Origin of the sequence: TM7 phylum sp. oral taxon 349 (genome assembly GCA_018127705.1) — a bacterium.
GTDB lineage: Bacteria > Patescibacteriota > Saccharimonadia > Saccharimonadales > Saccharimonadaceae > Saccharimonas.
Window position 1 is genome coordinate 542069 of sequence record CP072328.1, and the last position, 20075, is coordinate 562143.

A 20075-nucleotide genomic window follows, 5' to 3' on the forward strand; every position below is an offset into this window, starting at 1 on the left:
GATGGCGTATCCAGTTAACACGCATGGTATCGCTGATTTCGACGCAGTTCGCCTGGCGGTGGCGAGCCCGGAAGATATTCTGAAGTGGAGCTACGGCGAGGTAACAAAGCCGGAAACGATCAATTATCGTACGCAAAAACCAGAACGCGATGGACTGTTCTGTGAACGGATTTTTGGTCCAGTTAAAGACATCAATCCGCATGACAGCAAACTCAAAGGCGTGCGTTCGCGCGAAGCGGCGGTTGATAAAAACGGTGAATTGGTCACGAAGTCAATCGTACGCCGTGAACGCATGGGGCATATTAACCTAGCGGCGCCGGTCGCACATATTTGGTTTATGCGTGGTACGCCGAGCGCGATGAGCTTATTGACTGGCATCACAGTGCGTAATCTGGAGCGTATCGCTTACTTCGCAACCTATGTGATTTTAAAGGTCGACGAAGAAAAGCGTGATCAAATGCTGGCTGACTTGGAGGCGGAGACTGAAGCTGGTCGTGCTGCAATCAAAATTCGCTATGAGCGCGAAGCAGGTGCGGATGGCGCGGATATCAAGCAATTGGCGGAAGAACAAACACGCGAGTTGCAGGATTTGGAAGATCAGTTCAACGTGAAGAAATCACAGCTTGAGAGCTTGGTACGGCGTGCATTGATTAACGAAACCGACTACCGCAATTTGCCGGAAGAATATGAAGAGCTGATTGAAGTTGGTATGGGCGGCACGGCGTTGAAAGCGTTGCTTGATGAAATCAACCTGAGCGAGCTGATTGCTAAATTGCAAGAAGAGGCGGATGGCGCAAAAGGTCAGCGTGAAAAGAAATTGCTGAAGCGTTTGAAAGTGCTTGAAGGTATGCAATCGGCAGGCATTAAGCCGTCAAGTTTGTGCTTGACGGTACTACCGGTTATTCCACCAGACTTGCGCCCGATGGTTTCGCTCGCGGGCGGGCGGTTTGCAACGAGTGACCTAAACGATCTATATCGTCGTGTCATTAACCGCAACAATCGTTTGAAGAAGTTAATTGACTTGAATGCGCCAGAAGTAATTCGTCGCAACGAGATGCGCATGCTGCAAGAAGCAGTTGATAGCCTCATTGATAATTCAGCGGCGCGCGGCGGACGCGCCGTGAACGCTTCGGGAAATCGCCGACGTCTGAAGAGCCTGAGCGATATGCTAAAGGGCAAGCAAGGGCGTTTTCGCCAGAACTTGCTCGGTAAACGCGTAGACTATTCGGGCCGTTCAGTGATCGTGGTTGGTCCGAAATTGAAGATCAATCAGTGTGGTCTGCCGAAGCAAATGGCAATTGAGCTATTTAAGCCATTTGTTATCAGTTGGCTGATTGAACGCGAATATGCGCACAATATTCGTTCAGCGACGCGCTTGATTGACGCAGGCGAGGCGGTCGTGTGGGATGCGCTTGATGCTGTAATTGAGGGTAAATATGTTCTTCTAAATCGTGCGCCATCGCTGCACCGTTTGAGCATTCAGGCATTTCAGCCAAAATTGGTTGAGGGGAAAGCGATCCAGCTGCATCCGCTCGTAGCAAGTGGTTTTAATGCCGATTACGATGGCGACCAGATGGCGGTACACTTGCCGCTTAGTAAAGAGGCGCAAGCTGAAGCGCGCGAACTGATGAGTGCCGTTAACAACTTGCTGAAACCAGCAGATGGCAGCCCGGTATTAAACATCGGACAGGACATCGTGCTTGGTAATTACTACTTGACGTATGAAAAACCAAGTGTGCAAACTGATACGGTTGCGGTGTTTGCTGACAGCCGTGATGCCGAGTTGGCGTATGATATGGGTAAATTGCATCTGCAGAGCCCGATCCGCATTCGTGCCAAGGGCGAAATCCGCAATACGACGCTCGGGCGTGTATTCTTTAATGAGATTTTGCCAGACGATTTTCCGTATAACAATAACGTGCAAACGAAGAAAGAATTGAAGCGCGTGCTGGCGCAGATCTTCGACAAATATGGCGCTGAAGAGACTGCTAAAACAGCAGACCGTATGAAAGGTTTGGCATTCCGATTTGCGACAGTGGCGGCAGTATCAACTGGTAAGGACGACTACGTGCATTTCAGCGAGACGGAAAATCTTATTGCTGATGGAGACAAGCGTGCGGCAGTGATTGCTGATCAGTATGATCAGGGGTTAATTACTGAGTCGGAGCGCTACAACCTAACGGTTGGCGCGTGGCGCACAGTTGATAATAACGTGACGAAATTGCTGAAAGAAAAACTCGGCAGCATGGACACGAGTATTTCCGTGATGGTCAACTCAGGCGCGCGTGGTGATATTTCAAACGTAAAGCTTGCAAGTGCGATGATTGGTATTCAGGTGGACGCTGCTAACCGCGAAATTGAGCTGCCGATCCGTTCGTACTACACGCATGGTTTATCAAGCTTGGAATCGTTTGTAGCGACGCGTGGTTCGCGCAAGGGTCTAATCGACACAGCGCTTAAGACGGCGGATTCCGGATACTTGACACGCCGTTTGGTTGACGTGTCTCAGGACGTGTTTACGGTAGAAGATGAAGAAGGCGACGACGAAGGCTATATGATCTATCGTTCAGAAACCGAAGAGACGATGATTGAATTTGGCAATCGCCTGTACGGTCGCTATACGCGCGACGCAGTGCCAGGACATATCGGTGAGAACGAGCTAATCACGCGTGAAATTGCAAATGCAATTGATGCCGACAAAGCAATCACAGAGGTAAAGATTCAGTCGATTCTGTCAACGAATAACCTAGAGGGTGTACCACGTCGCAGCTACGGCATTGATATGTCAACCAATCGTCTAGTTGATCCCGCTGAGCCGGTTGGCGTGATTGCTGCGCAGTCGGTCGGCGAGCCAGGCACGCAGTTGACGCTCCGTACCTTCCATAACTCCGGTGTAGCGGGAAGTGATATCACGCAAGGTTTGCCGCGTGTTGAAGAGCTGTTTGAGGCGCGTAATCCGAAAGGACAAGCATACATCACCGAGATTGCCGGTACAGTTGACGTCTGGGAGGATGGCCATAAGTATATTGTGCAAGTGACGCCAGAAACAGGTCGCGTTGAGCGATTGCCGCTTGAAGACCGTACGCCATTATTGCAAGATGGCTCGGAAGTAAAAGTGGGCGACGTGCTTGCTGAAGCGACCGATAGTACAAAGCCGTTAATTGCGCCGTTTGATGGTATTGTCGAAACGGCGGAGGACACTATTGTGATTGCGTCAACAGCAGCCTCACCGGTAAAATATGAGATTCCAGGCACAACGCAGCTAGTTGTTTCGGCGGGTGATCATGTTGAGCCGGGCGATCGGCTAACGATTGGTTCGCTTAATTTGCACGATTTGATGCGCCTGAAAGGAACAGAAGCGACACAACGTTACATCATCAACGAGGTGCTGCGTATTTACGCCGCTCAGGGTCAGGATGTTGCCGATAAACATCTGGAGATTATTGTGCGCCAGATGTTCAGCCGCGTTCAAATTGAGGATCCGGGCGATAGCGAGTTTGTAATGGGCGATATCGTCAGCAAAGCTCGTGTCGTGCGTGCAAACAAAGAATTGGTTGCCACGGGCAAAGAACCGGCGCAATATACGCAGCTGCTGCTTGGTATTACTAAGGTGAGTATCTGGAGCGATTCATGGCTATCGGCGGCATCGTTCCAAGACACGACACGCGTGCTTATTAGTGCTGCTACTTCTGGTCGCGCTGATCGATTGCATGGCTTGAAAGAGAACGTTATCATCGGTCGCAAGATCCCTGTCGGTACGGGTGCAATTGCCCTCGGTGAGGATGATAATACTTCGCCAGCTGATGAATACGCGGAAGATGTTGAATCTGAAGCGAATGACATTACGCCAGACGTTGATTCGGAGTCGTAATCAGCCGAAAAAAGTCTACGCTAATTGAAATAGCGCCAGAAGAACACCCTTCCTGTTGCGCAGGAAGGGTGTTTTATTATGTGATTCTTCGCATTTCTATTAATTCGTTGAGCGCTTTCTTTTATCTTTGACGTTTGAACAACGGATTTTGGCGCTACATTAAAGACTGCAATTGAGTTAAATCAAAAACATTTTTGCTAATTTAGCTAAGAGATGACCGGAATCAACGTTTTCCGCTATACTTCACGGTCTCAATTGTGCCGGTTGAGCGGCGGCGGCATGGCTGGTCGGCATAGGCGCGCTTCTGATTTTCGCCAACGTAATTCTCGCACTCAACATACACATCGCGGTTACGGTCGCGGAAATAATACCATAAGCCATCAGGTGTCTGATAGAACATGCCCAAATTGTCGGGTGTTGTCATGCGTTGATTAGTAACCGCACCGACTGGAATCTCGACTAGTTTATATCCGCTGATAGCGCCATTTTTCGCGACCGGCTTACCGATAAACCCATAATGTACTGCAGTTGATGTGACAGCACTGTACGCTTTGGCAAGCGGCTGCTGAGCGTCGGCGTATGGCGTGTATGCAGATACATCTAGGCAGCGCAATTCCGTCCAGTCTCCTTTGGTGTCGTGCTCTGCTGGGTCAACGCTCAGCTGGCATACAACGTCGTCGCGTGTAAAATCAGCTAAATACGCTGTTTTTTCATCACCCTCGGAAAAAACTTTCTTGACAAATTTATCGTAGTCCAAGTTCTTCTCAATTGATTCGCGCTGCTGTTTGCTCATTTCTTTCGGTACGTAGCCAGCAAGACTCTGTAGGATATCAATATCCGGTATGATGGTGTAAAAGCTCTTGCCCTTCACTTTGACCGGAATCGTTAACGACGTCTTAGCTTTCTCTTGTCCCTTAAAATACACCGCTGTATGTTCAATAGTTTGTTGCGCAGTGAGCGGATCTAATTTGGTCTCGCTTGTCTTCTTCTGCTCACTTGTAATACGCTTGGTTGACGATCGTGCGAGCAACAGTATAACTGCAAGTACACCGATCGCCGCTGCGAACAGCAATCCACTAATCAATATCACCTTAAGCGTACGAAATGAACGAACACCCTTTTGGTGCGGTGCGAGTTGCGCATATTTGCCATCCGAAAGCGGCCTTGGCGCCGCGTTTATCGATGGTGATACATACCCCGGGCGTCCAGCATTCTCAATATCGCTATCATTTAAATTCCGTTGTGGATTCATGTTCATATTATACTATAATTCTTATGATTTGAATGCAAAAGTTAGCGTGCGGGCGACCGCTTTACTGCGCACATACAACCTGTCATAATAGGCGAAAGCAGGAGACGCATGATGAGTATAGAGTACGAAGCAAAGATTTTACATATCAACACGGCGCAATTTGCGCAGCGGGTTGAATCGCTTGGCGCGAGGAAAACCGGTAGCTATCATTTTCGTCGCTACGTGTTTGACACGATTCCAGCACAGGCAAATAAATGGGTACGCTTACGCACGGACGGTAGCCATACGACGATTACGTGTAAAGAAATCGTAAATAATGCAATTGATGGAACGATTGAAAAAGAGGTTGTTGTTGACGATTTTGATCAAGCACTTGATGTATTAGTGGCGCTTGGGTTGAAACCGCGCGGCTGCCAAGAAAATCGGCGCGAAGAGTATATACTAGACGGCGTACAAATCACTGTGGATTCATGGCCGCTTCTTGATGATTATGCAGAAATTGAGGGGGATAGTAGCGATCAAGTTATGGATATGATTATGAAACTCGGGTATTCGCCGAACGATGCAGTATACAAGAATACCGATGAACTGTATAAAGAAATCGGCGCCGACCTGAGAACAGTTGCGGAGTTGAGATTTGACGATGACGTACGCAAATAATATTAGAATTTATCTTTATTCATCTCTTCCCAAGTAAAAAGCCCAAGTCCTACACACTCTATACCTAATAATATAAAACATGTACGCTTGGGCAGAAACAAAGAGCCATAAGAAAGAATTAATCAAACAAACAAACAGCTCTTTGTCTATAACAATACAGCTAAACCGCCAAGCAAAATCCACATAGGAAATCTATAAAGGATAGCTCAAAGCAGTAAGCTATAAATAAAGTAAAGAAAAAGAAAGGAAGCGAGCCATAGGCAAAGCAATAAAACTCGCCATACAGCTTAAGCCAATAAGCCATACCAAGAACTCTAAACAGAAATAGAGTTCTCATCATAACAATAGGGATGTGTCACCCCCCCCACACTTCAGATAAACCAAAGCATGGGGGGGGTGACAGCATCACCTAGGATCTACCGCCTAAACAGGCGGCGGATCCTATCGATGCACCTCCGCCACCAGGGGCGGCGAAGGTGGTCGGGGAGGGAGATCACAATGACCTCCCTCACTTGCAGTCCGAGCTGGGAGAGGGTTGCCTCAACGGCCTCCCTCTCCTGCTCGGTAAGAAGGTTGTTGTTAGGCAGGTAGAGCATAGCTCTACCTCCTTTCTTTTTTCCAAGTTCTACTTCTCGCACGGGATTGTGCGAAAAGCTGATACATATATACCATACTTGCCGCCTAAAGTCAATACTTTCGTACCAACCCACCACCTTTGCAACCAAAAAGCAGGCCTCGTAAACTGTAGTTACAACAACTAATTACAGAAAGGAAGACCTGCTATGGCATATAATACCAATTCTAGTGCTCCTAAAGCTAGAGGCGATGCTATGAAGCTGCTCATTCAGGAGCAGCTGCCAGTTGGAGTAGTTGCACTGCGCTTGGGGGTTAACCGCAGTACTATTTGGCGCTGGCTTAAGAAATGGCAACAGCAAAACAGTAACCTCTGTTTCGTTAACAACAACCGCATTAGCCGCCAGATTAAGCCTGCCGGCTACATCCCCGGGATAGGCGCCCGTATCCAAGTTTAAGCTGCAGGCTTGCACCTGGAACATCCCAACCCTCTCCTCGCGTCCGCACAGCAACTCTCGGGCTATACCAAAGCATATAGTTAAAGCAGTCCTAGAAGCTAGAGAAAAACTAAAGCGCTGCGGCTGAAGCTGTCTGGCACTACGTAAACAATAGACTGGGGATTAAGGTTAGCCTCAGCAGCGTACGGCGCATCCTCCAGCGCCACCACTGCTTCGATGGCGCTAGAAAACCTAGGGTAAAGAAAAGTAATCCCAAGCGCCCGCCAGCCGCTGCTCCAGGCGAACTAGTCCAAACCGATACTATTCACTACGTTGACCCATACAGCGGCAAACGGTTGTATTACTATACTGTTATTGACCTCTACACCAGAATGACTCACGCTGTTCTAGCTACTAAGCTGCGCCCAGGGCTAGCCGCCCAGGCGGTGCTTGAAGCCCGGGAACGGTGGGGTTTTACCATCTCTATGGTGCAGAGCGACAATGAACCAGAATATGGCCGTTACTTTGAGCAGACCCTGAAGAAAGCGGGCATACCTACCAGACACAGCCGCCTCGGCAGACCCAACGACAACGCCCACATCGAACGCTTTAACCGCACCCTGCAAGATGAATGCACCGGCAGAACCATAACAGCCAAAGACAGCATACAAAAAGTCCAGGCACAGCTAACGTCATACCTAGACTACTACAACAACCATCGTGTACGCTTAGGTATACAGTTACGCACGCCTAGGGAGATGTTGCAGAGGTTTTGAGTTGGATACGTAGTTTGTATGCCAGATTCAGCAACCCAAAACATCCAGCACTCTGGAACAGAGCATGTCTAAACGTCATGTGATAATGCTCTCAACTGTCGCTAGGTGACTGAATCACGAATCTTTACAGTCCGCAACCAACATTCACATAACCGTTCACCATAAAGCCCCAATCCCTAATATCAGCCCTTCCAATGAAGTGACCTTTTTCGTTGTTGTCTTTTACTATTTACCCATAAACATCCAATAATTTTAGCTATCCTCTTAGCCTAAAAACACCGTATATCGATATCCGGTATAGTTTGTCTATTTTACCTCTGTTGTGTGTTGTTCCTTTTTCTCTCCTTTCTTATATATAATATATAAGAAAGGAATAATGAATAAGTATGGAGTAAGTAAGTAAAGAAAGAGTAAAGAATAAAGAATAAAGAATAAAGAATAAATAAATATGAAGTGAGTAAGTAAATAAATAAAGAAATAAAAGAATAAGTATGAAGTAAGTGAAGAATTAAATTATTAATTAAAGAATAAATAAGAAGAATAACTAAATTATTAAATAACTAAGAATTATAAAAAAGAAGAGTTTAGATAAGAAGTTTAGATATGATAAGAGAATATGAAAGTAAATAAATAAGTAACGTTGCATGCGTATTTATTGCTAAATCGTGCATAAGTAACCTAATGGTTAGTTAGCTCTAACTTATCCTTTACATGGTTTAGACAGTTGGTTTGAGTGATTTAGTTAAAGTGCCGTACCGCGATGTCTAGACAAAATACTGTCATCCGTGTTATAATGCCGATGAGTTTCTCTGGTTCGTTGTCGCAGGAATGTCTAGGCACCAATCAGACGCGTGAGATGGATTGCTGCTATACTTACGCATACAAGAGCCTTTAGCAAGCTCTACTAAGAGGATAAGTATAAATAAAGGAATAGGTGATTTATGCCAACCATCAATCAGCTGGTACGCAAGTCGCGTAAGACGGCGGCAAAAAAGTCGAAGTCTCCAGCGCTTGGGCGCATTCATAACGCGCTGAAAGTTCGGTACTACGATCAAAACGCACCACTCAAGCGCGGCGTGTGCGTGAAAGTAACAACCAAAACGCCAAAAAAACCTAACTCTGCACTCCGTAAAGTTGCGCGTGTGCGTCTGACGAACGGATACGAAGTTTGGGCATATATTGGCGGCGAAGGACATAACTTACAAGAGCACGCAGTCGTACTTGTGCGCGGCGGTCGTGTGCCAGACCTGCCGGGTGTGCGCTACCATATCGTGCGCGGCGCGCTTGACCTACAGGGCGTTTCCAAGCGCAAACAAGGTCGTTCAAAGTATGGTACGAAAAAGGAGGATAAGTAATCATGCCTCGTAAAGTTACTAAGAAATTGCAGCGCACCATCAAGCCGGATCGCAAGTATCAAAGTGTTCTCGTGCAGCGCTTGATAAATAAATCGATGCTCAACGGTAAAAAACAAGTTGCTGAACGCGCCGTTTACAGCGCACTTGAGCAGGCGGCGAAAACACTCAAGAGCGAAGAGCCGCTAGAAGTTTTTGAAGCCTGTATCAAAAATATTAGCCCAGCATTTGAGGTGAAATCTCGTCGTGTTGGTGGTGCGAACTATCAGATTCCGTTTCCGATTCAGGGTCATCGTCAGCAACACTTCGCGTTTATGTGGTTAGTGCAGGCGGCGCGTAGCAAAAGCGGCATGCCATATAGTAAGCGCCTTGCGACCGAAATTGTTGATGCCGTCAACGAAACTGGTATCGCGTTTAAGAAAAAAGAAGACACGCATAAAATGGCAGAAGCCAACCGCGCTTTCGCGCATTTTGCACGCAGCTAGTCGGTTTACGGTTTCGTAAAACACCGCCCGCGCTAAGGTGAGCTTTGCGTACAAATTGATCAAGAGCGGCTCTAGTGAGTGCTGCAAGGAGATAGAAGGAGTTTAAATTATGAATATTCAAATCTTGAATTGCTTAACTATGATTTTGCCGTTTATAATTATAGCTGCTTACGTAGCTGCTGCTATCTGGATCGTTCGTTGGTTTATCCGCAACGACAGGGGCAAAAGTAAACAATAATCAGCTGCGATCTATTCTTCGCATGAAACGCTCTCCTTATGGAGAGCGTTTTGTTTTACTGCGTGTATGCTACAATAAGCGCATGCGTAATAAGAAATCTTTTAAGGTATTAATTACCGCTACTATAGTATCGGGCGTCATGCTGGTGGCGATTATCATAGCTGGATATATGATTATCCGCCAGAACCAGCAGAACAACGTCGCGGAAACGGCTCGCAACAAGCTTAGAGGGGTTATGCTAAGCGCTCAGCAAACGACCAAGCGTAGTGTCGTTTCCAAGCTCGGCTTCACTGTGCATTACGATAACGCGTTATTCAGCGCTTCGGCGCATGAAGCTACCGCGAAATCAAACAGCGATACATACAACGCTAATACCTATAAAGACGACGAGCTAAAAGTATCCCGCGGCTATAACCTTGTAGAGGTTGGATTTAAGAAAAGCGATCCAGGATTGTCCGGTAAGTCGAAGCTCGCAAATAGCGTTATTAGGCCGTATTTGTCAGTTCACACATCTCGTAAAAGAGATTATTTTGATCGCAGCACGATGCCCGAGCAATACAAAGATACAAGCAAATATTCAGATCTTGAATTAATGGCTTCGGTGAAGGTGAAGCAATTTCAAGAAAACGACCCAAACGACGAATGTAAAGTGAGCGACATAACAATCTCGGGCAAAAAGTTTAAGTTGGTTGACAGTACTCGCAAATCGAGATTTAGTCAAACAGAGCAAATCATTGGACATCGTTACTCCTATATGACCGTGCAAAATGGCCGGCCGTACTGGCTGGAAATGACAGTGTACTCAGCGGTGCCAGAGAATGACAAGGCAGAGATTGAATCTCTTATCGCAAGCGTTTCGTTCCAGAAGCCGGACGAGAGTTTATTGACGCGCGCAGACGACGCCGATAGTGCGCCCGCAATTAAGCTTGCCGCTCAATCATCGTCAAGCTCATCCAGCAAAGGCGTAGACGATAAAGACATAACGAATATTCCATACGAAATCGACGATAGTTCTCTTATAAACGTTGTCGCAAGAAATCAGATAGCGACGGTTCGAGTTGGAGCATACCGCTGCGCAGATGTACGATATACCGCAGAAAATGGAGCGCAGCTAAATTTAACTGGCTTGTGTGTGCGCGGGATAGGCAGCGGCTCTATTGTGTCGAGTGACGGATACATTGCAACCAATGGTCACGTTACCGATATAAGGACTGCTGGCCTATTTGACAACGGCATCCAAGACAGTATGGTAGACGGGTATCTGAGTTTTCTCGTCCGAGCAGGCTATCTGACCCAGTCCGAGGCAAATCAGCTATTGGCGCGCGCAGAATCTGGTGACGGTGAAGCAGCGTCAACGCTAATGAGTTTTATTAACCGCGTACCAAACAGTAATATTACCATCAGTAACGATCAATCGTCGTACATCATCCAGACTTCAAACGATCCGATTCGCTGGGACGCTAATGGCTGGGTGGCGACAAAAACTAACCTGATGGCAAAAAAGATTGATTCCGAAGTCGAAACGAACGACAGAGCCTTTAACCGGAATAGCAAGAAGACTGATGTAGCAATTTTGAAAGCAGACGGAGAATTTCCGGCAGTGGAATTGGGCGACATAAACAGCCTGCATGAAGGATCTCAAATAACGGCGCTCGGGTTTCCATGGATCGTTGATAAGGGGCTAGATACGACCAACGCGACCACCGTACCGACAGCGACACAAGGCCGGGTAGACGGCATAGAATCTGATGCGGGCGGACATACGCTATTTTCCATGTCGGCGAAAATTGCATCGGGCAACAGCGGCGGACCGGCATTTGACGATAGCGGCAGGCAAGTAGGAATTAATACGTATGGGTCGGGCGGAGACAACTGCGAAGACTCAGGTTCTAAAAATAACTGTTTTGGGTCAGGGCTTGCACGCGATATAAAAGACCTTAAAGCTATGGCTCGCAAAAATAACATACGATTATCAAGCGACGGAGAATTGACTAAGCTATGGAAAGATGGTCTTGAAGAGTTCTCGCATGGGCAGTATTCTCGGGCAGCAACGTATTTCGAAAAGCTTAATAGTAAATATCCAAACAACTACCTAGTTTCGCGTATGTTGCAGATATCCCAAAACACGGCAGACAACTATGTTGAAGAGCCTTCGACAGAATCTGTACCAAGCGAAGAATACAAGGGCGACCCTAATGATGTTGATGCCTACCGTGCGTACATTAAGAAAGAAGCGGAAAGTGCGCTCGGCAAAAAAACTAACAAGCCTGTTATCATCGCGGTAATCGTCATCGGGTCTATCACGGGAATAATGTTTACTGCAGGGATTTGTTTGATTATCTACTTTGCGGTGCGCCGAAAGCCAGCTATAGTCCCGAGGCAGCTGCCGCCACAGCCGCCATTTCCGCCGCAGAATTGGCCGCCGCGATATTAGCCATCCTGCATTAACAGGTGTTAAATACTGTATTTGCAAGAATAAATCTGGTATAATAACCGCTAAGAGTAGTTTTTTGGTGGCAAAAAATAGCCAAAAACTCGGATAATATTATTTAAATTAAAGGAAACCCCATGGCAACGAACGTTCCACTAAAAAACTTTAGAAATGTTGGCATTATTGCGCATATTGATGCAGGCAAGACGACGACGACTGAGGGTATTTTGTACCGCACTGGTATCAACCATAAAATCGGTGAGGTGAAAGGCGATGGTGACGGTGCGACGACCGACTGGATGGCACAGGAAAAAGAACGCGGCATCACGATTACATCGGCGGCCGTAACATGCTTCTGGAAGGGTCATAAGATAAATATTATTGATACGCCGGGACATATTGACTTTACGGCCGAAGTAGAGCGTTCGCTCCGTGTGCTTGATGGCGCGGTGACAGTATTCGACGGCAAAATGGGTGTTGAAGCCCAGTCTGAGACAGTTTGGCGCCAGGCGAATAAATACGGCGTGCCACGCCTCTGCTTCATCAATAAGATTAACCAAACGGGCGGCGATTTTTACAAATCGCTAGAAAGCATCCATACGCGCCTTAGTAAGCAAGCATTCCCGATTCATTTGCCGATTGGATTTGAAAAGGACGTTTGCGGCGTGGTCGATTTGGTTGAAATGAAAGCGTACACCTACAAAGATTACACTGATCATGAGCTGATTGAAGGCGAAATCCCGGCAGATATGCTGGAAAAAGCACAGAACGCGCGCAGCTTGCTTGTTGAAAATGCCGTTGAAGCCGACGATGACTTGATGATGAAGTTCCTTGATGAAGGCGAGACGTCAATTACGAAAGACGAGCTAAAGATGGCGCTACGTAAGCGCGTACTGGCAGGCGATTTCTTCCTAGTGACGGGCGGCGATGGTCGCGGTGTGATCGTCGAAAAACTACTTGATATCATGACAGATTACTTGCCAAGCCCGCTGGATGTCGATGAGATTTGGGGTAAAAACCCAAAGACGGGTGATGAAGTCGGTCGTAAGCCGGACAACAAAGAACCGATGGCGGCACTGGCGTTTAAGATTGCTGCTGATCCGTTTGTTGGTAAACTGATCTTTGTCCGTGTGTATTCGGGCGTACTTAAAGCTGGTAGTTACGTGCTTAACACGACAACGGGCGAGAAAGAACGTATCGGGCGTATTGTACGTATGCATGCCGATAAGCGCGAGGATATTGATTCAGTTGGCGCAGGCGACATCGCTGCGGTCGTTGGTTTAAAAAATACGTACACCGGTAACACATTAGCAGATGCGGCGCACCCGATCGCACTTGAGTCAATTGAGTTTCCTGACCCGCCGGTATCAATCGCTGTTGAACCGAAAACGAAAGCCGATCAAGAAAAAATGGGTATTGCCCTGCAGCGCCTTGCAGAAGAAGATCCAACATTCCGCATTCATACCGACGAAGACACTGGTCAGACAATTATGTCCGGTATGGGCGAGCTCCATCTCGAAATCCTCATTGACCGTATGAAGCGCGAGTTTAATGTTGAAGCAAATGTCGGCGAGCCGCAAGTTGCCTACCGCGAAACCATTAAGGGTACAGCGGAGGTGCAGGGTAAGCATGCTAAGCAGTCCGGTGGCCGCGGCCAGTACGGTGACGTATGGGTACGCTTTGAGCCGAACGAAACCGGAAAGGGCTTTGAGTTTATCGACGAGATTAAAGGCGGCGTGGTGCCGCAGGAATACCGCCCGGCGGTGCAAAAAGGTATCGTTGAAACATTAAACGGCGGTGTTATTGCGGGTTATCCGGTGGTTGATGTCAAAGCCACGCTCTACGACGGTAGCTACCATGATGTTGACTCCAGCGAGCTGGCGTTTAGCTTGGCGGGTAGTCTAGCAGCACGCGCTGGCATCAAGCAGGCCAATCCGGTACTGCTTGAGCCGGTTATGCATGTTGAGGTGACGACGCCAGAAGAGTTTATGGGCGACATCATCGGTGACCTGAACTCGCGTCGCGGTCGTATTGAGGCGATGGAAGACTTGATGGGCGGTGCAAAACTTATCAAAGCGATTGTGCCACTCGCTAATATGTTTGGCTACACCAGCGACATTCGCAGCATGAGCCAGGGTCGTGCTGCCAGCACGATGGAGCTAGCGCACTACGAAGAAGTTCCACCGAACGTAGCGCAGGAAATTATTGAGAAGCGCTCAAAATAGTCGCTTGTTTTTCTGCAGCAGTTCGCAGAACCGAGGGGTTATCATACACCCTCGGTTTTCATTTTGTGTCGGTCAACAAAAGACGATACGCAAGCACGCTCTTGCGCTAATCTGTCTATCCGCTTATACTAAAACTATATGCGGTGGGCAGCAAAACAGAAGAAGGCAATTGCGCGGATAAAGTGGCTGACGCTTGGCGCGCTTGTAACTATAGCAATCGGCTATATGTACTGGGACACTGAAATCAATCCAGGCAGTGCCCAGCACACCAGTTCGTCGGGTAGCGGACTTGAGAAAACGCTAATCATGGGCACTGATCCCGGCTTCAAGCCGTTTGAGTACAAAAACGGACAAAATGTTGTTGGATTCGATGTCGATTTGGTGCGTGAAATCGCTAAAGACACGAACCGCTCGCTACAGATTGAGGAAATATCGTTTGACGGTTTACTGCCGGCGCTCCAGGCAGGGCGGATTGATTTAATTGCCGCCGGTATGACTGTCACGCCGGAGCGCGCCAAAAACGCTGCCTTTTCTACTACCTACTATTCGGCGGCGCAAAAGGTTGTCGTGCCGAAAACTGGCTCGACGGTTGAGTCGGTTGATGACTTGAAGGGTAAACGTATCGGCGTGCAGCTTGGCACAACGGGCGATACGCTCGCGCATAAGATTACAGGTGCGTCGGTCGTGCAATTGCCCGCGACATCAAATGTTATGCAAGAGCTGAATGCGCGGCGTATCGACGCAGCAATCATGGACAACGGTCCAGCGACGCAATATTTAGCGACGAACCCGAACCTCACCATGCTGGCGCGCGACTTAACGAAAGAGGACTATGCTATCGCTATTAAGAAGGGTAATGCTGAGTTGCTCAAGCAAGTGAACGATAGTATCAAAGCTATGAAGAAAGATGGACGCTACGACGCGCTCGTTAAAAAGCATTTTGGAGTAAGCGCATCATGAATACGTTTGAAATCCTCTTTGGCGACGAGCGCTATTTATATCTGACGCGCGGACTAGAGGTTACGCTGCTCCTTACGGTATTTTCAACGATCATTGGTATCGCTATCGGGCTAATAATCGCGCTTATGCAGCAATCGCAGTGGCAGCCGTTCAAACGCTATAAACCATCGCGCTTGCAGCGCTGGCGCCCAGTGGCGTGGCTGGCAAATATCTACACCGTCATTATCCGCGGCACGCCGTCGCTCGTACAGCTGCTGATCATGTACTACGTCGTGTTCGGCTCGTACCGCAGCGTGTCGAAGCTATGGATCGCGAGCCTAGCCTTTGGTATCAACAGCGGCGCGTATATCGCAGAGATTATCCGCGGCGGCATTGAGGGCGTCGACAGCGGGCAAGTCGAAGCGGCGCGGTCGCTGGGGCTCAGCCGCTGGCAAACGATGCGCTACGTCGTCCTGCCGCAAGCGCTGAAAACTTCATTGCCGGCGCTCATTAGCGAATTTATCACCTTGCTAAAAGAAACCTCAATCGTCGGCTGGATCGGTATGAACGACCTCATGCGCGGTGCTGATAATATTCGCTTCCAAACTGCCACGGCATTTGAGTCGCTCTTTGCTGCTGCACTACTATACTTGGGGCTCACGACTATATTCACGCGCCTGATGCGACGCGTCGAAAGGAGACTAAAAGAAAGTGATTAGTATCGAAAACTTGCACAAAAAATACGGTAAAAACCACGTGCTGAAAGGGATTGATTTGCAAATCGATCAAGGCGAAGTTGTTGTAATTCTTGGTTCAAGCGGCGGTGGCAAAAGCACTTTGCTGCGCTGTATTAACATGACCGAAACACCGACTAGCGGGCGCGTGTGGGTGAACGGCATCGATATGACCGACCCGCATACAAATCTCAACCAAGTACGCGCCGACATCGGTATGGTGTTTCAGCAGTTCAACTTGTTCCCGAATATGAATGTCATTGATAACATCATGCTAGCGCTTACGAAAGTGCGTAAGCTGTCGCGTCGCAAAGCGCGCCAAACCGCGCTTGAAGCGCTCGAAAAAGTCGGTTTACGCGAAAAGGCCAACGAATTTCCCAGCCATTTATCGGGCGGGCAAAAGCAGCGCGTTGCGATCGCGCGCGCCATGGCGATGCAGCCAAAGGTCTTGCTCTTTGATGAGCCAACTAGCGCCCTCGACCCGGAAATGGTCGATGAAGTGCTAGCGGTTATTCGCAAGCTCGCCAGTACCGGTATTACTATGGTGATCGTCACGCACGAAATGTCGTTTGCGCGCGATGTCGCTTCGCGCATTATCTTTCTGGACGGCGGCAAGATCATCGAAGACGGCACGCCCGAAAAAGTCATCAAGCACTCGCGCCACGCCAAAGTCCGCTCGTTTTTCGAGGCGCTGACGAATTAGCGTAAAAATAGTAAAGAAAATCCTTAGGGTTCACCCAACCAACCCGTAAAGCCATAGTAAACCGTAGGAATGCTATTGGGCTGGCGAGCAGTTCTGGCTGGTTAGCTCTTGCCATCCATTCTTGGCAAAGAGAGTCTAGCTGTCTCGTCAGGATTCTTCCGCCGAACAGCTTCCCGAGCATACCGCTTTGTCACGCTCCAGACATTCTCTCCTTGGTTGGTACTGGCAAAGCACCCTTTGCTATGATTCCAACTCTCATGAGCGTAGCCAAAGTAGTTCTTAGCTCGTCATACGCCCCACCATTTGTCACTCGCCACTAGGCTGCCTGCTACGATGTAATCCTGAACAAATTGTTCAAGCGATTGTCTATCCCCGGCTGCCGGTAATGCGTAGGGCAATGCGCCCAGTCGTAGTATCTTTAGCGCCAACTACGATGTGCTGAGGCTGTTTGGATCGCCTCTTGCCAAAGTAGCTTTCATCTACTTGTACCACACTCTCCAGCATGGTGGTGAGCTTGCTGCTGCCAGGCAGTTGCTTGCGGAATCGGGTAAACTAGCGCCGAACAGTAGTATAGCTTACGCTAGCTAATAGGTATGACGTTTCCGTTGAGCGTTTTGTTTGCTAGCAGTAGAGCAGGATGAACAGAGCTGCCGGGGACTTAGCTTCATGCCGTATAACCAACTAGCCTGGTAGCTGGTAGGTCAGTATTTCTTGCGGCACAGTTTACACCACAGATATTTGTTGCAATAGTTTTCATGAAGACCCTTATGGCAGCGAGGATAAGACACCTCATCGCCAAAGACTAGTTTGTTAAGGATCTGCCAGTATTTCTTGTTACTGGCAAACTTTTGGTATGGTAGGCATTAGGAACATCTCCTTTCACTTAGTTGCTATTCACTCCTAAGTTTACGGGATGTTCTGGTTTAGGTTAATGGATCTTGCTCATGTATGATTGATTTTTATATAATAGTGCTGTAAGACTAAGAAAACAATCTGGAGATTTTGAGATGCAAAGTCTATCTGAAGTGGTTGGCAGTATAAAAGTCTGTCCAAACCAATGCGTATTGATATTCCTGGGGTCGTTCGCCCCCTTTCATGATGGCCATCTAGATGTTTCTCTCAGCGCCTTAGACAGGATTGAGAAAATGGGAGTGCAGGTTAACTGTTTAATTTTTTGTTTGCACAACGACAGTAGTGTCAAATCAAAAATAGGTAATGATGCTTGGGGTATAGGTAGAAGACTAAGTCACCTGACGCATAAGATGCGTGCGCACAAGTCCGACACCCCGTTCATAGTTAATGACTTAACGTGTAGAAAAGACGATGTGAAAGAAATGACACTTGAAATCATAAAAGACGTGTCTGAACTACTGAAAATAAAACCCACACAAGAGATCTTAATTATGGGGTCAGATAATGCATCTAATATTAGCAAATACATCGATAAGAATAGGGTTATTTGCGTAAATCGACCAGGCTATAAAAAAATTACTATGAAGCATCCAAACCTGACAGTTGCAGAGAGGAGATTTACTAAAGACATATCATCAACAAAAATAAGGGATGAGCATGCATAATATAGAGAGACTGCGCGGAGCAGGCATAATTCCTGATGACAGTGAAGTAATTCACGATAGACGTAATACGATTATGAAATCCAGCAGTCGAGGTACTGTCTATCGAGTATCTGCAGAGAATGTTTTAGACGATACGCCGCAAGACATTGCATATTCACACAGGCTTAGCTGGCAAATTGCGCAAAATTCGAACATCGTACTATCGCCGCTAACCCCCGAGCCTATTATATATGACGGCGTTGTTGTGTCTCAGTATCCACTTGCAGACACAGAGATAAGTAGAGCTAGTACTCAAGAATTTGCGAACTTATTGAACGAGGCGGCAAATATTGCTATAAATTCTTTGACAAAAATACGTGAGCTTAAGGTCTATGATTACGTCAATGATCGTCTTGAATTATCAACTGACGATGAGGTTGCTCGTCTGCGAAACTGGTTAAAATACTATTATCAGGCACACGTTGATATGTATGCCGAACGCATCGGTGATTGCGAGACGGGTTTTGTTCACGGCGACTTACATTCAAATAATATTGTTAGGTATGAGGGAGAGCTGAAGTTAATAGATTTAGATTCGGCATCTTCCGGGCCGCCGCTTTATGATGTAGCCGCTTGGCACCTGAGATATCTGAGCGGTGATGATGTGCGCGTTGATGTACAGTCGGTGATCGATGTTATGAAAGGTGATGAGAAGTGGGATGCTGCCCTATACCAAGGAATGGTTGGTTGGAAGGCTCTTTCTTCAATGAGTTATCTATTGCTTAATTACAGAAACTATCCTGATTTTAAGAAGAGAATAATAAACATTAAGAGGTGCATTGAGGACTTATGTCCGATATCACCTCCAGGAGATTGTATTTAATGAACAATAAGTTGATAAGCGTCATAATACCAGCCTATAACACCGAGGAGTTTATAGACAAATGCTTACAAAGCGTGGTTAAGCAAACATATCGTAATCTGCAGATCATAGTTGTAAATGATGGGTCTGAAGATGGCACTGAAGATATCATATTGCGTTATGCAAGAAATGATAAACGAATCGAGTATTATAAACAAAAAAATCAGGGTTATGGAGCGGCATGTCAGGCTGCGCTGTCCAAGGCGCGCGGTGAATATTTAGCATTTATTGATAGTGATGACATTATCGCTGCTGATTATATAAAGAACCTTAACGAGGCGATATCTAGAACTGGATCGGATATTGCCGCCTGTAAAATAAAGCAAATAAAGAAGCATGAAGAGGCGCCTAAAACAGGGGTCGTTAATCACGAGTATTTTGAAACGGATCAAGAAGGTGGCTTGAAAGAGCTGATTTATATGCGCCGAACATCCACCGGCTTAGCCTGTAAATTATTCAAAAAACATTTATTCAAAAACTACATTTTTCCTAAAAGCAATTACAGCAATGACTATTACTCGGCTTGGCATGGATTTATTATGGCTAGCAAAATTGTTTTCTTGGACTATGTGGGCTATTTTTACCTGCAGAACCAGAACTCAGTTACTAAAAGAAAGATTTTTACAACTGAAAGGCTGCTTTCGATAAAATATGCCGAAGATAATTTGATTTACATTTCGAATAAATATCCTAAACTAATTAAAGCTGCTAAAAATAGAATAGCAATTGAAGCGATAGTTATATTACGACAACTAGATGTTGAAAAAGCCCCTGACATCTACAAGAAGTGCAAGGACATTATTCTGCGCAGTAGGGTGTCGATGCTTTTTGATGGGAATATTCGATTTAGTACAAAACGAGTCCTGCTGATGAGCTATTTTGTTGATTTTTATAAGATTTATAATAGATTTAAATAAGGTT

At 47.0% G+C, this 20075-nt stretch carries 16 protein-coding genes; 14 read left to right on the forward strand and 2 right to left on the reverse strand.

The window, feature by feature from the left end:
- The first annotated feature begins 1 nt into the window (after position 1).
- On the forward strand, positions 2-3871 hold the full coding sequence (rpoC, locus tag J5A52_02860) for a DNA-directed RNA polymerase subunit beta' (protein QUB37070.1): 3870 nt from the start codon (positions 2-4) through the stop codon (positions 3869-3871).
- A 223-nt stretch (positions 3872-4094) separates the two neighbouring features.
- Here rpoC and J5A52_02865 read toward each other — a convergent pair whose 3' ends face one another.
- Positions 4095-5123: a hypothetical protein gene (locus tag J5A52_02865; GenBank protein QUB37071.1), complete on the reverse strand. Its 1029-nt coding sequence runs from the start codon at positions 5121-5123 to the stop codon at positions 4095-4097.
- Between the two features lie 108 nt (positions 5124-5231).
- Between J5A52_02865 and J5A52_02870 the strand changes: the two genes are divergently transcribed.
- The 10 genes from J5A52_02870 (at position 5232) to J5A52_02915 (ending at position 16676) form a co-directional block, all read left to right on the forward strand.
- On the forward strand, positions 5232-5783 hold the full coding sequence (locus tag J5A52_02870) for a CYTH domain-containing protein (GenBank protein QUB37072.1): 552 nt from the start codon (positions 5232-5234) through the stop codon (positions 5781-5783).
- A 782-nt stretch (positions 5784-6565) separates the two neighbouring features.
- Entirely contained in the window at positions 6566-6814 is a 249-nt protein-coding gene (locus J5A52_02875; protein ID QUB37073.1) for a helix-turn-helix domain-containing protein, read from the forward strand.
- A 155-nt stretch (positions 6815-6969) separates the two neighbouring features.
- On the forward strand, positions 6970-7569 hold the full coding sequence (locus tag J5A52_02880; protein ID QUB38000.1) for a transposase: 600 nt from the start codon (positions 6970-6972) through the stop codon (positions 7567-7569).
- A 941-nt stretch (positions 7570-8510) separates the two neighbouring features.
- Positions 8511-8924 carry a 30S ribosomal protein S12 gene (gene rpsL, locus J5A52_02885; protein QUB37074.1) on the forward strand — a complete coding sequence of 138 codons (414 nt, stop codon included), beginning with the start codon at positions 8511-8513 and terminating at the stop codon, positions 8922-8924.
- Between the two features lie 2 nt (positions 8925-8926).
- A complete protein-coding gene (gene rpsG, locus J5A52_02890; protein ID QUB37075.1) occupies positions 8927-9406 on the forward strand; it encodes a 30S ribosomal protein S7 in 480 nt (159 codons plus the stop codon).
- Positions 9407-9726: 320 nt separating this feature from the next.
- Positions 9727-12078, forward strand: a complete 2352-nt coding sequence (locus J5A52_02895; GenBank protein QUB37076.1) for a trypsin-like peptidase domain-containing protein — start codon at positions 9727-9729, stop codon at positions 12076-12078.
- A gap of 134 nt (positions 12079-12212) precedes the next feature.
- Complete coding sequence (gene fusA, locus J5A52_02900) at positions 12213-14300, forward strand: elongation factor G (protein QUB37077.1); 2088 nt, start codon at positions 12213-12215, stop codon at positions 14298-14300.
- A gap of 138 nt (positions 14301-14438) precedes the next feature.
- The gene (locus J5A52_02905) at positions 14439-15260 is read left to right on the forward strand and encodes a basic amino acid ABC transporter substrate-binding protein (GenBank protein ID QUB37078.1); all 822 of its coding nucleotides are present in this window, start codon (positions 14439-14441) and stop codon (positions 15258-15260) included.
- Positions 15257-15958 (forward strand): amino acid ABC transporter permease, encoded by a 702-nt coding sequence (locus J5A52_02910; protein QUB37079.1) that lies wholly within the window; start codon positions 15257-15259, stop codon positions 15956-15958. Before J5A52_02905 ends, J5A52_02910 begins: the two co-directional genes overlap by 4 nt.
- Complete coding sequence (locus tag J5A52_02915) at positions 15951-16676, forward strand: amino acid ABC transporter ATP-binding protein (GenBank protein ID QUB37080.1); 726 nt, start codon at positions 15951-15953, stop codon at positions 16674-16676. The genes J5A52_02910 and J5A52_02915 overlap by 8 nt, the downstream gene beginning before the upstream one ends.
- A gap of 287 nt (positions 16677-16963) precedes the next feature.
- Here the strand turns inward: J5A52_02915 and J5A52_02920 are convergent, their stop codons facing one another.
- Positions 16964-17104: a hypothetical protein gene (locus J5A52_02920; GenBank protein ID QUB37081.1), complete on the reverse strand. Its 141-nt coding sequence runs from the start codon at positions 17102-17104 to the stop codon at positions 16964-16966.
- Between the two features lie 579 nt (positions 17105-17683).
- Here J5A52_02920 and J5A52_02925 point away from each other — a divergent pair.
- The 3 genes from J5A52_02925 to J5A52_02935 are packed head-to-tail and all read left to right on the forward strand — an operon-like array spanning position 17684 to position 20071.
- A complete protein-coding gene (locus J5A52_02925; GenBank protein QUB37082.1) occupies positions 17684-18253 on the forward strand; it encodes a hypothetical protein in 570 nt (189 codons plus the stop codon).
- Complete coding sequence (locus tag J5A52_02930) at positions 18246-19115, forward strand: aminoglycoside phosphotransferase family protein (GenBank protein ID QUB37083.1); 870 nt, start codon at positions 18246-18248, stop codon at positions 19113-19115. Before J5A52_02925 ends, J5A52_02930 begins: the two co-directional genes overlap by 8 nt.
- Complete coding sequence (locus J5A52_02935; protein ID QUB37084.1) at positions 19115-20071, forward strand: glycosyltransferase family 2 protein; 957 nt, start codon at positions 19115-19117, stop codon at positions 20069-20071. The genes J5A52_02930 and J5A52_02935 overlap by 1 nt, the downstream gene beginning before the upstream one ends.
- The last annotated feature ends 4 nt before the right edge of the window (positions 20072-20075 follow it).